At 67.0% G+C, this 13,692-nt stretch carries 15 protein-coding genes and 1 pseudogene; 6 read left to right on the top strand and 10 right to left on the bottom strand.

Annotated features, from left to right (window positions below; translation table 11 throughout):
* Positions 1-106: 106 nt before the first annotated feature.
* Together trpS and yhjD are read left to right on the top strand one after the other, a co-directional pair.
* Positions 107-1,147, top strand: a complete 1,041-nt coding sequence (gene trpS, locus TVH25_RS02855) for a tryptophan--tRNA ligase (RefSeq protein WP_296548979.1) — start codon at positions 107-109, stop codon at positions 1,145-1,147.
* A 16-nt stretch (positions 1,148-1,163) separates the two neighbouring features.
* A complete protein-coding gene (gene yhjD, locus TVH25_RS02850) occupies positions 1,164-2,198 on the top strand; it encodes an inner membrane protein YhjD (RefSeq protein ID WP_169651655.1) in 1,035 nt (344 codons plus the stop codon).
* A gap of 117 nt (positions 2,199-2,315) precedes the next feature.
* Here yhjD and TVH25_RS02845 read toward each other — a convergent pair whose 3' ends face one another.
* Genes TVH25_RS02845 through sdhC form a run of 4 tightly spaced genes read right to left on the bottom strand, consistent with a single transcriptional unit; the run spans position 2,316 to position 5,711 of the window.
* Positions 2,316-3,095 (bottom strand): succinate dehydrogenase iron-sulfur subunit, encoded by a 780-nt coding sequence (locus tag TVH25_RS02845; RefSeq protein WP_169619877.1) that lies wholly within the window; start codon positions 3,093-3,095, stop codon positions 2,316-2,318.
* The gene (gene sdhA / locus TVH25_RS02840) at positions 3,095-4,846 is read right to left on the bottom strand and encodes a succinate dehydrogenase flavoprotein subunit (protein ID WP_296548981.1); all 1,752 of its coding nucleotides are present in this window, start codon (positions 4,844-4,846) and stop codon (positions 3,095-3,097) included. The genes TVH25_RS02845 and sdhA overlap by 1 nt, the downstream gene beginning before the upstream one ends.
* Before the next feature lie 15 nt (positions 4,847-4,861).
* A complete protein-coding gene (locus TVH25_RS02835; protein ID WP_169619875.1) occupies positions 4,862-5,302 on the bottom strand; it encodes a succinate dehydrogenase hydrophobic membrane anchor subunit in 441 nt (146 codons plus the stop codon).
* A gap of 1 nt (position 5,303) precedes the next feature.
* On the bottom strand, positions 5,304-5,711 hold the full coding sequence (gene sdhC / locus TVH25_RS02830) for a succinate dehydrogenase, cytochrome b556 subunit (protein ID WP_169619874.1): 408 nt from the start codon (positions 5,709-5,711) through the stop codon (positions 5,304-5,306).
* Positions 5,712-5,963: 252 nt separating this feature from the next.
* Here sdhC and TVH25_RS02825 point away from each other — a divergent pair, with 252 nt between their 5' ends.
* From TVH25_RS02825 to TVH25_RS02815, 3 genes are read left to right on the top strand one after another with little or no spacing between them, the layout of a single operon-like run.
* Positions 5,964-6,383: a cytidine deaminase gene (locus tag TVH25_RS02825; protein ID WP_296548984.1), complete on the top strand. Its 420-nt coding sequence runs from the start codon at positions 5,964-5,966 to the stop codon at positions 6,381-6,383.
* Positions 6,376-7,659, top strand: coding sequence for a thymidine phosphorylase (locus TVH25_RS02820; protein WP_296548985.1), 1,284 nt, complete (start codon positions 6,376-6,378; stop codon positions 7,657-7,659). Before TVH25_RS02825 ends, TVH25_RS02820 begins: the two co-directional genes overlap by 8 nt.
* Positions 7,660-7,705: 46 nt before the next feature.
* A complete protein-coding gene (locus TVH25_RS02815; RefSeq protein ID WP_422423337.1) occupies positions 7,706-8,788 on the top strand; it encodes an adenosine deaminase in 1,083 nt (360 codons plus the stop codon).
* A 24-nt stretch (positions 8,789-8,812) separates the two neighbouring features.
* On the opposite strand, the gene TVH25_RS02810 is transcribed toward TVH25_RS02815, so the two are convergent.
* The 5 genes from TVH25_RS02810 to TVH25_RS02790 all read right to left on the bottom strand — a co-directional run bounded on the left by TVH25_RS02810 (position 8,813) and on the right by TVH25_RS02790 (position 12,173).
* Positions 8,813-10,039: a primosomal protein gene (locus tag TVH25_RS02810; protein ID WP_169651657.1), complete on the bottom strand. Its 1,227-nt coding sequence runs from the start codon at positions 10,037-10,039 to the stop codon at positions 8,813-8,815.
* Positions 10,040-10,096: 57 nt separating this feature from the next.
* Positions 10,097-10,396, bottom strand: a complete 300-nt coding sequence (locus tag TVH25_RS02805; RefSeq protein WP_169619870.1) for a YbaB/EbfC family nucleoid-associated protein — start codon at positions 10,394-10,396, stop codon at positions 10,097-10,099.
* Positions 10,397-10,447: 51 nt separating this feature from the next.
* Positions 10,448-10,753, bottom strand: a complete 306-nt coding sequence (locus tag TVH25_RS02800; RefSeq protein ID WP_169619869.1) for a hypothetical protein — start codon at positions 10,751-10,753, stop codon at positions 10,448-10,450.
* Positions 10,754-10,824: 71 nt separating this feature from the next.
* Entirely contained in the window at positions 10,825-11,802 is a 978-nt protein-coding gene (locus TVH25_RS02795; RefSeq protein WP_296548987.1) for a C40 family peptidase, read from the bottom strand.
* Positions 11,799-12,173, bottom strand: coding sequence for a type VII secretion target (locus tag TVH25_RS02790; RefSeq protein WP_422423309.1), 375 nt, complete (start codon positions 12,171-12,173; stop codon positions 11,799-11,801). The genes TVH25_RS02795 and TVH25_RS02790 overlap by 4 nt, the downstream gene beginning before the upstream one ends.
* A gap of 144 nt (positions 12,174-12,317) precedes the next feature.
* On the opposite strand from TVH25_RS02790, the gene upp reads away from it, so the two are divergent.
* A complete protein-coding gene (gene upp, locus TVH25_RS02785) occupies positions 12,318-12,941 on the top strand; it encodes a uracil phosphoribosyltransferase (RefSeq protein WP_169619867.1) in 624 nt (207 codons plus the stop codon).
* Positions 12,942-12,971: 30 nt separating this feature from the next.
* Here upp and TVH25_RS02780 read toward each other — a convergent pair.
* Positions 12,972-13,692 (bottom strand): annotated as a pseudogene (locus TVH25_RS02780) (phospho-sugar mutase); the annotation flags it as partial.

Here is a 13,692-nt window from a genome sequence, read left to right as displayed (position 1 = left end):
CTCCGACGAACCCTCGACGCTCGGCTGACGCACCCCTGACGCATCGCAGGAGCGCAGGCGGACCTCGGTGGCATCACCGAAACCGTTTCGTGAAATTATCGAGCACATGTCCAGCACCGCAGATTCGAACACCACGAAGCCGAAGGCACGCCCCCGCGTGCTGTCCGGCATCCAGCCCACCTCGGATTCGTTCCACCTCGGGAACTTTCTCGGTGCGCTGGCGCAGTGGGTTCCCGCGCAGGACGAGAACGACGCGTTCTACTTCATCCCGGATCTGCACGCGATCACCGTTCCCTACGAACCCAAGCTTCTCCGCAAGCGCGTTCTGGTCTCCGCCGCACAGTTGCTCGCCATCGGGATCGACCCGGAGAAGTCCGTGCTGTTCGTGCAGAGCCAGGTGCCCGAGCACGCCGAACTGTCGTGGGTTCTGAGCTGTATCACCGGGTTCGGTGAAGCCTCGCGAATGACGCAGTTCAAGGACAAGGCTGCCAAGCAGGGCACCGACCACGCGGGCGTCGGGTTGTTCACGTACCCGATCCTGATGGCCGCCGACATCCTGCTCTACCGCGCCAGCCACGTTCCGGTGGGCGAGGATCAGCGCCAGCACCTCGAACTCACCCGCGACCTCGCTCAGCGGTTCAACTCCCGTTTCGGCAAGACCTTCGTCGTACCCGAGCCGATGATCGTCAAGGAAACCGCCAAGATCTACGACCTGCAGGACCCGACCTCGAAGATGAGCAAGTCCGCCGCGACCGACGCCGGCCTGATCAATCTTCTCGACGATCCGAAGGTGTCCGCGAAGAAGATCCGCTCGGCGGTGACCGACAACGAGCGCGAAATCCGGTTCGACCGGGAGACCAAGCCGGGTGTCTCGAACCTGCTCACGATCCAATCGGCCCTGTCCGGGCGGAGCATCGACGACCTCGTCGCGGGTTACGAGGGCAAGGGTTACGGCGATCTCAAGGCCGACACCGCCGAGGTGCTCACCGAGTTCGTCACTCCCATTCGCGCGCGCGTGGACGAGTACCTGAGCGACGAGGCGGAACTGCTCCGCATCCTCGATCACGGCGCGGATCGTGCGCGCGAGGTTGCGTCCCGCACGCTGGCTCAGGTCTATGACAGGGTGGGATTCTTGCCCCGAAAGTAGATGAAGGAGTGCCCTGATGGCCGGCGAGCCGGACGGCGACAACAAGCCGAGTTTTCTCGAGCGCCAGCGCGCCGCACATCCTTCGTTCGACCGGCTGATGCGGGCAGCCGACCGTTATCAGAGCCAGAAGGGCGACTACTACGCCGCCGGACTGACGTACTTCACGGTGCTCGCGATCGTCCCGATCATCATGGTCGGGTTCTCTCTCGTCGGTTTCGTGCTCGCCGGGCGTCCCGAGTTGCTCGACGACGTTCGCGACATCATCGCTCAGAACATCCCGGGGGAACTCGGCGACACAGTCCAGAATCTGATCGACTCGGCGATCAACGCGCGCGGCACGGTGGGCGTGATCGGTTCGCTCACCGCGGTGTACGCCGGTCTCGCCTGGATGGCGAACCTCCGGGACGCGCTGACCGCGATGTGGGACTACGCGCGGGACAAACCGAACTTCGTGATCGTCAAGCTCAAGGACGGTGCGGCGCTTCTCGGTCTGGCCCTGGCGATGGTGGTGTCGCTGGGCTTGTCCGCGGTCAGCAGCGGCCCGATCATGCGCCGGGTGGTCGAGGTGCTCAACCTGCAGAACATCGTCGGTATCGGAGTGGCGCTGCGCATCGCGGCGCTGCTCTTCTCGATCGCCGCGACCGCCGCCGTGTTCACCTGGGTGATCGCGCGGCTCCCGCGCGAACCCGTTGCCTTCCGCAGCGCGATCTTCGCCGGAACCCTCGCCGGAATCGGATTCGAGATTCTCAAGCAGGCCGGTTCGCTGTATCTCGAGAGGGTGCTGGTCGGGCCGGCGGGCGTCGCGTTCGGCCCCATCCTCGGTCTGCTCGTGTTCGCCAACCTCACCGCGCGGCTGGTGTTGTTCTGTACGGCCCTCGCGGCATCGTCGCGCGCGAATCTCGCGCTGGCACACCGTCCCCCGCCCGAGTCCGCATTCATCTCGCCGCGACTCGAGGTCCGCGAGGGGCTCGATGCGCGACGCGGTGTGGCGATCTTCGGAGCCGGCGTCCTCGGTGGTGTTCTCGCGGCGGCGCGCCTGCGCCGCAAGTGATCCCGTAGACGCGCGTGCGTCGCACGTGAGGGTGCGGGCGCGTCTGTGACACATGGGCAGACGACAGCGCGGGCCCGTCCCCGAGGGGCCGGACCCGCGCTGCGCGGTGTGTGCGTGTCAGCGAGCGAACATCAGCGCGCGCTTGACTTCCTGGATCGCCTTCGTCACCTGGATGCCACGAGGGCAGGCGTCGGTGCAGTTGAAGGTGGTGCGGCAACGCCACACGCCTTCCTTGTCGTTGAGGATGTCCAGACGCTCGGCAGCACCTTCGTCACGCGAGTCGAAGATGAAGCGGTGAGCGTTGACGATGGCAGCGGGACCGAAGTAGCTGCCGTCGCTCCAGTACACCGGGCACGACGTGGTGCAGCAGGCGCAGAGGATGCACTTGGTGGTGTCGTCGAACCGCGCACGGTCGGCCTGCGACTGGATGCGCTCGCGGGTCGGCTCGTTGCCCGTCGTGATGAGGAACGGCTTCACGGCGCGGAACGCGTCGAAGAAGGGTTCCATGTCGACGATCAGATCCTTCTCGACCGGCAGGCCGCGGATGGGCTCGACGGTGATGGTGACCGGCTTGCCGTCCTTGGGGAGCATGTCCTTCATCAGGATCTTGCACGCCAGGCGGTTGACGCCGTTGATCCGCATCGCGTCGGAGCCGCAGACGCCGTGTGCGCAGCTACGACGGAACGTCAGGGTGCCGTCGAGGTAGCCCTTCACGTACAGCAGCAGGTTGAGCATCCGGTCCGTGGGGAGCGCAGGCACCTGGAACGAATCCCAGTGCTGGCCCTTGTCGTCCTCCGGGTTGAACCGTGCGATCTTGAGCGTGACCATCACGGCGCCCTCGGGAACGGGAGGCAGATCCGCGGCGGCGGTGTCGTTGATTCTTTCGACAGTTGTCATCAGTACTTCCGCTCCATCGGCTCGTACCGTGTCTGGACCACTGGCTTGTAGTCCAGGCGGATATCGGAGATAAGGTCCTCACCTACTTTGTACGCCATCGTGTGCTTCATGTAATTGGCGTCGTCGCGGTTCGGGTAGTCCTCGCGAGCGTGACCGCCGCGGGACTCCTTGCGGTTGAGAGCACCCACCACGGTGACCTCGGCCATTTCCAGAAGGAAGCCGAGTTCGACCGCCTCGAGCAGGTCGCTGTTGTAGCGCTTGCCCTTGTCGTGGACGGTGATTTCCTTGTAGCGCTTCTTCAGCTCGTGGATGTCGTCGAGCGCCCGCGTGAGGGTTTCCTCGGTGCGGAACACCGACGCGTTGTTGTCCATCGTCTGCTGCAGGTCGCTGCGGATGTCGACGACGCGTTCCTTGCCGCCGGCGTGCAGGATCCGGTCGAGCCACTCGTCGACGTACTTCGTCGGGGCCTCGGGGAGCTCGGCGAACTCGTGGCTGTTCGCGTACTCGGCAGCTGCGATACCGGCGCGACGGCCGAACACGTTGATGTCGAGGAGCGAGTTGGTGCCGAGACGGTTGGCGCCGTGAACGGACACGCAGGCGCATTCGCCGGCGGCGTAGAGGCCCTTGACGACGTCGGTGCTGTTGCGCAGAACCTCGCCGTCGACGTTGGTGGGGATGCCGCCCATCACGTAGTGGCACGTCGGGTACACGGGGACCAGTTCGGTGACCGGGTCGACGCCGAGGTAGGTCCGCGCGAACTCGGTGATGTCGGGGAGCTTCTCCTCGAGAACGTCCTCACCGAGGTGGGTCACGTCGATGTAGACGTAATCCTTGTTCGGTCCGGCACCGCGACCCTCGAGCACCTCGAGCACCATCGACCGGGCGACGATGTCGCGGGGCGCGAGGTCCTTGATGGTGGGCGCGTAGCGCTCCATGAACCGCTCGCCGTCGGCGTTGCGGAGGATACCGCCCTCGCCGCGGACCGCCTCCGAGATGAGGATGCCCAGGCCCGCGAGACCCGTCGGATGGAACTGGTGGAACTCCATGTCCTCGAGCGGCAGGCCCTTGCGGAAGATGATGCCCATGCCGTCACCGGTGAGGGTGTGCGCGTTGGACGTCGTCTTGTACATCCGGCCCGAGCCGCCCGTGGCGAACACGATCGACTTGGCGTGGAAGACGTGGATCTCGCCGGTGGACATCTCGTACGCGATCACACCGGTCGCGACGGGGCCGTCCGGGGTCTCCGTGAGGGCGATGTCGAGCGCGTAGAACTCGTTGAAGAACTCGACGTCGTGCTTGACGCAGTTCTGGTAGAGCGTCTGGAGGATCATGTGGCCGGTGCGGTCGGCGGCGTAGCAGGCGCGGCGAACCGGAGCCTTGCCGTGATCGCGCGTGTGGCCACCGAACCGGCGCTGGTCGATCTTGCCTTCGGGGGTGCGGTTGAAGGGCAGACCCATCTTTTCCAGGTCGAGCACCGCGTCGATGGCTTCCTTCGCCATGATCTCGACAGCGTCCTGGTCGGCGAGGTAGTCGCCGCCCTTGACGGTGTCGAAGGTGTGCCATTCCCAGTTGTCTTCCTCGACGTTGGCGAGGGCTGCGCACATGCCGCCCTGGGCTGCGCCGGTGTGGCTGCGCGTCGGGTAGAGCTTGGTGAGTACCGCGGTGCGGGCGCGGGGGCCGGCTTCGATGGCCGCGCGCATGCCGGCGCCGCCGGCGCCGACGATGACTACGTCGTAACGATGTTCCTGCATGGAGTTCTAGCTCCCCTAGCTCGCGGTGATGTTGGGGTCGAAGGTGAAGATCACGTAGGTACCCAGGCCCATGATCAGGATCATCGACACGAGCAGAATCGTGTTGAGCCAGAAACGGGTGGAGTCCTTGCGTGCGTAGTCCGCGATGACGGTGCGCAGGCCGTTACCGCCGTGCAACTGCGCAAGCCAGAGCATCGACAGATCCCAGATCTGCCAGAACGGGCTGGACCAGCGACCCGCGACGAACGCGAAGTTGATGCGGTGCACGCCGTCGTCGAGCATCAGCATGATGAACAGGTGACCGAGCACCAGAATGATCAGGGCGAGGCCGGAGAGGCGCATGAACAGCCACGCGTAGAGCTCGAAGTTGTTGTTCGAGACGCGACGCGGCGAGCGCGGATTGTCCAGGCTCGCGGGGCGGTCGTGCGAGGTGCCCAGGGTCTTTGCTTCGGTCATGTCAGTGCCCCGCAAACATGTTGTAGAAGATGCGTCCGGCCGCGGGGATCATCACCACGAACCAGATCGCGAGAATGGTCCAGAGCATCACTCGCTGGTACTTCGGGCCCTTGGACCAGAAGTCGATGAGCATGACCCGCAGACCGTTCAGCGCGTGGTAGAGCACCATCGCGACGAGACCGAGTTCCATGAGACCGACGATGGGGTTCTTGTAGGTCTCGATGACGCTGTCATAGGTCTCGGGATTGACCCGGACGAGTGCCGTGTCCAGGACGTGGACGAATAGGAAGAAGAAGGTCGCCACGCCGGTGATCCGGTGTAGAACCCAGGACCACATGCCGGGGTCCCCCCGGTAAAGCGACCGTGTGCGCCCCGCCTGTGCGGGGGCGGCTTCAGTCGTGCTGCTCATCGAGTGCTGTGCCTCCAACGTCAATGGTGGACGCGTCGAGCCGTTCATTACTGTCGGGGAATACCGCAGCACGGGCTCGACGAACCGGAACCGACTTGGTTCGACTCTAAACCCAACGCAAACCCGGGAACTAATCTCATCCCCGATTCGTACGGCCCCCAAATAACAAGTTAGGTATGCCTTTCCAACTGTGACGGCGACCGGTGGGGGTACCGCAACGTTGCCTGTACCACCGTGACAGGATGATCAACCATGCCGGACATCGACTGGAAAATGTTGCGCGCCAAAGCACATGACGTTATGACCCGTGCCTATGCGCCCTATTCGAACTTTCCCGTCGGGGCGGCGGGCCTTACGGTCGATGGTCGCATGGTCACCGGGTGCAATGTGGAAAATGTCTCACATGGGCTGGGACTTTGTGCCGAAACTGTACTCGTCGGTAACTTGTTTTCCGAAGGTGGCGGGCGTCTTCTCGCCGTGACCGTGTGCGACGCGCGAGGCGAAATTCTGACGCCCTGCGGACGCTGTCGCCAACTCCTCCTCGAACACGGCGGACCCGGTCTCGTCGTCGACTCCGCTCCGCATCCGCGGACCATGTCCGAATTGCTTCCCGATGCCTTCGGTCCCGAGCAACTCGCGGCCGTGCGGGTCGAGCGAGGCCGCGATGCCTGACATCATCGGCATCATCCACCGCAAGCGTGACGGACACGAGCTTTCCGGCACCGAGATCGACTGGGTGATCGAAGCGTTCACCCACGGCATCGTCGAGGACGCGCAGATGTCCGCGCTCGCGATGGCGATCTGGTTCCGGGGGATGACCCGCGCGGAGATCGCCCGGTGGACCACCGCGATGACCGACTCCGGACGTCGGCTCGACTTCACCGGACTCGGCCTGCGCACCGTCGACAAGCATTCGACCGGCGGGGTCGGCGACAAGATCACCTTGCCGCTCGCTCCGCTTGTCGCCGCGTGCGGCGTCGCCGTTCCGCAGCTGTCCGGCCGGGGTCTCGGCCACACCGGCGGCACCCTCGACAAGCTCGAGGCGATTCCGGGGTGGCGCGCCGATCTGAGCACCGTCGAGATGGCCGAGATACTGACCGACCCCGCCGTCGGAGCGGTCGTGTGCGCCGCGGGCGCCGACCTCGCTCCCGCCGACCGCAAGCTCTACGCGCTGCGCGACGTCACCGGGACGGTCGAATCGATCCCGCTCATCGCCAGTTCGATCATGAGCAAGAAGATCGCGGAAGGCGCCGGCGCCCTCGTGCTCGACGTCAAGGTCGGCACCGGTGCCTTCATGACCGAACTCGGCGAGGCACGCGAACTCGCACGGATCATGGTCGAGCTCGGTAGCGACGCCGATCTCCCGACCACCGCGTTGATCACCCGGATGGACACTCCGCTCGGACGTACCGCGGGCAACGCCCTCGAAGTGCGCGAGGCGGTCGAGGTGCTCGCCGGGGGAGGGCCCGGCGACGTCGTGGAACTCACCCTCGCCCTGGCTCGGGAGATGCTGGCAGCCGCAGGGATCGACGATGTGGACCCGGCCGAGCGGTTGCGCGACGGCAGCGCGATGGACCGGTGGCGGTCGATGATCGCGGCGCAAGGCGGCGATCCGGACGCACCCTTGCCGACCGCGACGCACGCCGAGACGCTGTATGCCGACGCAGACGGTGTGCTCGCCGAACTCGACGCTCTCGCCGTCGGGAAGGCGGCGTGGCGGCTCGGCGCCGGGCGAGAACACCAGGGCCAGGCCGTGCAGCCGGGCGCGGGAGTCGAACTGCACGCCGTCGTCGGCGACACCGTCCGCAAGGGACAACCCGTCGCGACGCTCCACACCGACACGCCCGGGCGGTTTCCCGCCGCGCTGGGTGCGTTGCGTGGCGGGCTCAGCGTCTCCGAGACGGCGCCGCCGCCGCGCCCGCTGATCGTCGAGCGGATCACGCCGTAGCGGACTACCGTCCCGAAACATGAGTGACGAGTCGGTGGTTCCCGGAATGTTCGACGGCAGGGCCGAGTCGGTGAAGCTCGCGCCGAAAGTGCTCCTGCACGACCACCTGGACGGCGGGCTGCGCCCCGGGACGGTTCTCGAACTCGCCGACGCGTGCGGCTGGTCGCTTCCCGCCGACACCGAAGAAGACCTGGCCCGCTGGTTCCGGGAGTCGGCCGACAGCGGCACCCTCGTCCGGTACCTCGAGACGTTCGAACACACCGTTGCGGTGATGCAGACGCCGGAAGGTCTCGAGCGCGTGGCACGGGAATGCGTGATGGACCTGGCGGACGACGGGGTCGTGTACGCCGAGGTCAGGTTCGCGCCCGAACAGCACCTCGAGCGCGGACTGACGCTCGACGAGGTGGTCGAGCATGTCCTCGAAGGCTTCCGCGCCGGCGAGTCGGAGGCGCGTGCCGCCGGGCGCCCCATCATCGTCGGGTGTCTGCTCACGGCGATGCGCCATGCCGCGCGATCCCGGGAGATCGCAGAACTCGCGGTCCGGTTCCGTGACCGGGGAGTGGTGGGTTTCGACATCGCCGGCGCGGAGGCCGGTAATCCGCCCAGCCGCCACCTCGATGCCTTCGAATACACGCGAGCAGCCAACGCGCACTTCACTATTCATGCGGGCGAGGCATTCGGTCTGCCGTCCATCCACGAGGCCGTAGCTTTCTGCGGTGCCGACCGGCTCGGTCACGGCGTCCGCATCCTCGACGACATCGTGCTGGGCGAGAACGGCGAGCCACGGCTCGGGCTGCTGGCGAGCTACGTCCGCGACAAGCGCATCCCGCTCGAGCTGTGCCCGAGTTCCAACGTGCAGACCGGGGCCGTGCCGACACTCGCGGAACATCCGTTCGACCTGCTCGCGCGGTTGCGTTTCCGCGTCACCGTCAACACCGACAATCGGTTGATGAGCGACACCACCATGACCAAGGAGATGGTGCAGCTCGCCGACACGTTCGGGTACGGCTGGGCCGACCTCGAGCGTTTCACGATCAACGCGATGAAGTCGGCGTTCCTGCCGTTCGATCAGCGGCTCGCCCTGATCGACGACGTCATCAAACCGGGTTACGCCGTCCTGATCGGCTGAGCGGGCCGAAGCGGTGCGAACGCGTCAGTTCTTGTTCAGCCGTGCTTCGAACTCGCGCTCGAGTTCACGCCACGCGAGAGCTTCGGCGTCGAACGGTGCGCTCGGAGCGAGGCGGCCCGGGTCGGGTTCGAGAACGTAGTTGACGAACCATCCCAGCTCCGTGGATGCCGCGAGGGCCGCTTCGGTGCTGTCGTCGTTCGCGTAACCGGCGGCGTCGGTGAACAACTCGACGGCGAGCTCGAGTTGTTCCGGGTCGACGGCGGCGATGCCCTCGGCGATGTCGTCGGCGATGCCCGTGAGCACGTAGACGTTGTCGTCGATGACAGCGACCTCGAGCGACCCGTCGACCGCAGCGATCCGGATCTCCTCGTACGTTTCGAGCTGGGACATGTCGTGGTCGTGGTTGTCGGCGAGATACCGCGCGAGAACACGCTCGGACGGGAAGACGAAGATCCGTCCCTCCTGCCCGAGGAACACCGCGTCGTCGTCGAGGTAGCAACGCAGGGTGAACCACGTACCGTCCGACGTGATGATCTTGATGGGGTCGATGCCGACGGAGGCCCAGAAGTCGTCTTCGTCGTCGTCGAGGAACTCGTACTCGTCGTTGTCGACCTCGTCCTGGACCGTGTCGTCGGCTTCCAGTTCGTTCTCGTCCGAGGCCACCAGTTCCGACTCGATCTCGGCCACGACCGCCTCGTCCACCGCGGGCGTGGTCACCACGGCGTCGAGTGCGTCGATCACCGCGTCCCAGTCTTCGGCGATCGCGGTGCCGATGCTGTTCCACAGCTCGTGTCCCTCGCGGCCCGCGACGGCCGACGCGCCGTGGCGGAGCAGGGTATCGACTTCGGTCCGCTCGAAGAACTTGGTGACGACATCGAGTTCGCACACGTCGCCAAGGATGCTGACGATGTCGAACGTGTCCTGCAGTTCGGAGATCGACTCGGCGTCGGGATCGGCGGCCGCGAGTTCCGGTACGCCGATCAGGTCGTACGAGTGCGCGTCGTCGGGTTCGAACTCGACAGCGGCGAGCTTGGCGACCACGGGCCACGCGGGATGCTCCACGAGATCGTTGTCGCCACCGGAGCGGACGAACGCCACCATCGCGGCCACGCTCGGGAATCCGTACAGGTCGTCGCCGTGGCCGAGAAACGCCTCCCATTCGTCGTCGCCCTCACGCCAGCGCGGTGCCCACAGGGTCACGAGGTCGCCGTCGGTGAGACCGAGCTCTATCGGGACGATGTCTCCAGCCATGGCGCGAAGCCTAGCCATGTCGTCGCCGAGAATATAGCCGGGGTGGCAAGCAGCACGTCATCGAAGCGCACCCCGAAGGTCGTCGACGAGTGCGACCCGCTGTGCGGCGGCTGCCTCGGCCGCCGCATGGACTGTCGTGAGGATGGATGCCGCGAGCTCTCGCGCGTCCATGCGGCATGCTGCTTCCTCCAGCCGAAGATCCGCGAGGGCGCCCGTCCCGTCGACGCGCGCGGCGATCCGGCCGTCCGGACTCTGCGCGGTCGCCCGGATGCCGTGTATCCCTTCCAGGGTGCTCTCGAGAGCGTCGAGTTTCGTGCGGACGCGATCGACGATCGCCGTCACCTGCTGTTCACTCATCGGTGGTCCCCCTTGTTCTCGTCGGATTCGGGCGTGCGGCTTCCGGCTCGGTCACGACCGGTGGGCGGCCCGCGCGTCGCCGTACGAAAAATGCCGCATCCGGTCGAGCACTTCGCGTGGGACGCCCTGTTCGTGCAGTTCTCGGTGACGGAGAGTCGCGGCTTCCTGTGCGGCGACGCGATTCAGGGCGAGGATCTCGTCGGCGAGCGCACCCGCGCCGTAGCGAAGTTCGCGGGGATCGATGCGCAGCTCGACCGGGAGACCGTCGTCGGTGGTCCGCACCGAGATCGTGCCCGCGCGATTGTGGGCGATCGCGGTGATCGGGGCGGTCGGCGGAACGGGAGTCGTGAGATCCATATCCGGTTGGACGCAGGGACTGCCCGGGTGGTTCCCGGCCCGGACGATTCCGGTCGGCCGGCGTACACCGCTCACGCAGTCGTCGGCCGGTAGAACCCCTGGAACGCCATGCCGCCGTTGCCGGTGCGGATCGGGGTGACCGCGACGGGATCGCCTGCTTCCACCATCATTCCGTTGCCGACCACCATCGCGACGTGCCCGTCCCAGACCGCGAGGTCGCCCGGCAGGACCGATCCCGGATCGACGCGTTGCCCGACGTCCTGCTCCTGCGCCAAGCGTGGGATCTCCACGCCCGCTTCGGCGTAGGCGTACTGCGTCAAACCGCTGCAGTCCAGTCCGCTGCCGGGCGACGTGCCGCCCCACAGGTACGGCGTGCCCTGCTGCTCGAGCGCGCGGCGGACGGCCGTCGCCGCGGCGGCATTGGGGGCGGTGCTGACGCTGCCGTCGGGAAGGACCACCTCGGTTCCGGTGTCCCCGGATCGGCTTCCCACCATCGCGTGCGCGGCGGGGTCGGCCGCGGACGGCGCGTCCACCGGGGTGTGCTCGGGGAGCAGCGCGGTCAGCCGGTCGGTGAGATCCGCGAGGGTCGACACGACCCGGGTGAGCACCCGCAGACCCTCGGCGATGTGCTCGACCGCGACGGTGAGCAGCATCAGCTGACCGTGCGGCAGACCCGCCACGGGTGCCGCCCGATTCGCGAACGCGAGGAACGAGTCGACGAGCCGTTGGAGTTCGGCGGTGCCGGTCGCGACGGTGACCGTCGCCTCCAGCGCGACGGCCGCGATGCCGAGTCCACGGTCGGCGGCCACCAGGACATCGGACACCACCCGTTCGGCGCCGGCGACGGCATTCTCCGCGGCGGGCCCTGCCCACGCCCACGCAAGCTCGGCGACGGCGTCCCGCCCGGCCGCATGAACCTCCTCCGCGAGTTGTGCTCCTACCCGTAGGAGGGCGCCCGGATCCGGTGCCGGGGCAGAAGCGGAACCGAAGGCGTCGAGCAACTCCCTCAGGGGCGCTGTCAGCAGGTCGCCGCCGACGGCCGCGATCACGCGTCGTCCTGCACGGCCAGCAGTCGACGCGCCACCGCGTCGACCGAACGCTCGTATGCCGCCGCCGACGCCGTTGCTGCCGCACTCATCCCGGCGAGGGCGCCGCCGAGGCGATCGAGGTCGCGTCCGTGGGCGTCGTGCGTCGCAACGAGCGCGGCGAAGAACGTCGCACCCACGGGGCCGAGCACCGGACCGAGCAGGGCGGGGTCACCGTCCCGGGTGTGTGCTGCCGCACTGTGCATGCGTTCGGCCAGTGCGGCAGCCCGGTGCCCGAACGCCGTGATCGTCGCGGTGTCGGCGCGGACCGCCACCACGGTTCCTTCGTGCGGTCCGCCGCCGAATTGCCGGTCCCTGTCGAGTTCTTCCGACACTCGTCCCCCCGTGGTCGATTGCGGTGTCCACCGTCACGTCGAGTGCGGCGCGAGGTGGACATTCCTCATCGGGGTTCGACGCATAGCGGACGGGTCCGGTTCCCTCGTACCTGCACGTGTCGTGAGCGCTCTATCCTTTTCTGCATGGACATGCTCGTTGTCGACCACCCGCTCGCTGCTTCTCTCCTCACCATTCTTCGCGACGAACGCAGCGACAACGCTGCATTCCGAGACGCGTTGAGCCGGCTCACCCAGATGCTCGTCTACGAGGCGGTGCGCGACGCGCCGGTCGAGAAGTTCGAGGTCAAGTCGCCGGTGGCGGTCACCGAGGGCGTGCGGTTGCAACAGCCGCCGTTGCTCGTCCCCGTCCTGCGCGCCGGACTCGGCATGGTCGACCAGGCCCACGCCCTGATCCCTCAGGCTCGGGTGGGATTCGTGGGTCTCGCCCGCGACGAGAAAACCTTCGAGCCGGTGCCGTATCTCGAGTCGCTGCCCGAGAACCTGTCCGGGTTGCCCGTGTTCGTGCTCGATCCGATGCTCGCGACGGGAGGTTCGATGGTGCACACCCTCGACCTGCTCGTGGCGCGCGGCGCCACCGACATCACCGCGGTGTGTGTCGTCGCGGCACCGCAGGGGGTCGATGCGCTGGCAGCGTCCGGTCATCCGGTCCGCCTGGTGACCGCGTCGGTCGACGAGGGTCTCAACGACAACAAGTACATCGTGCCGGGTCTCGGCGATGCCGGAGATCGCCAGTACGGTCCCCGGTAGTCCGGGGAAGTCGCATCCCGAGCCGGTCGGTCAGAGCACCGAGTCGCCGAGCGCGGAGGCCCACTCGCGGAGGGCTCCGAGAGTTGTCTCCGCGGTGGAGCGGTCGATGTCGGTGACGACCTCGAGGTAGAACTTCAGCTTCGGTTCGGTGCCGGACGGCCGCACCACCACGCGCACGGTCGGGCCCTCGAACACGAGAGCGTCGGTGTTCAGCGGTCCGTCGGCCGCAGCCAGGTCGGTGACCGTCACCGCCTCGCCCGCGAGCGTGCGCGGTGGCGACGACCTCAGATGCGCCATGATCTCGTCGATGCGGCTCAGATCGTCGACGCGCAGCGAGACCTGGTCGCCCACGTGGATACCGAACTCGCGGTACAGGTCGTCGAGGGTATCGAGAAGCGTGCGCCCCGACGCTTTCAGAGCCGCAACGAAGTCCGCGACCACGACGGCGGTGGCGATGCCGTCCTTGTCGCGCACCGCGTCGGGGTCGACGCAGTGACCGATCGCCTCCTCGTATGCGTAGACCAATCCGTCCCCGGCGCGGGCGAGCCACTTGAAGCCGGTCAGGGTCTGGGCGAACCGTGCGCCGCGCGCCGCGGCGAGCTTGCCGAGCAGCGTCGAGGACACGATGGTCGTGGCGACGAGCGGGTCGGGCGGCGCCGAGCCCAGGATGCGCTCGCCGAGCAGCACCCCGGTCTCGTCACCGCGCAGCATCCGCCACCCGTCCGCGGTGGGTACTCCGACCGCACAGCGG

Source organism: Rhodococcus sp. 7Tela_A2, from assembly GCF_049311045.1.
Classification (GTDB): Bacteria; Actinomycetota; Actinomycetes; order Mycobacteriales; family Mycobacteriaceae; genus Rhodococcus.
The sequence above is the reverse complement of the archived record's forward strand: the minus strand, read 5'-3'. Positions and strand labels throughout refer to the sequence as shown.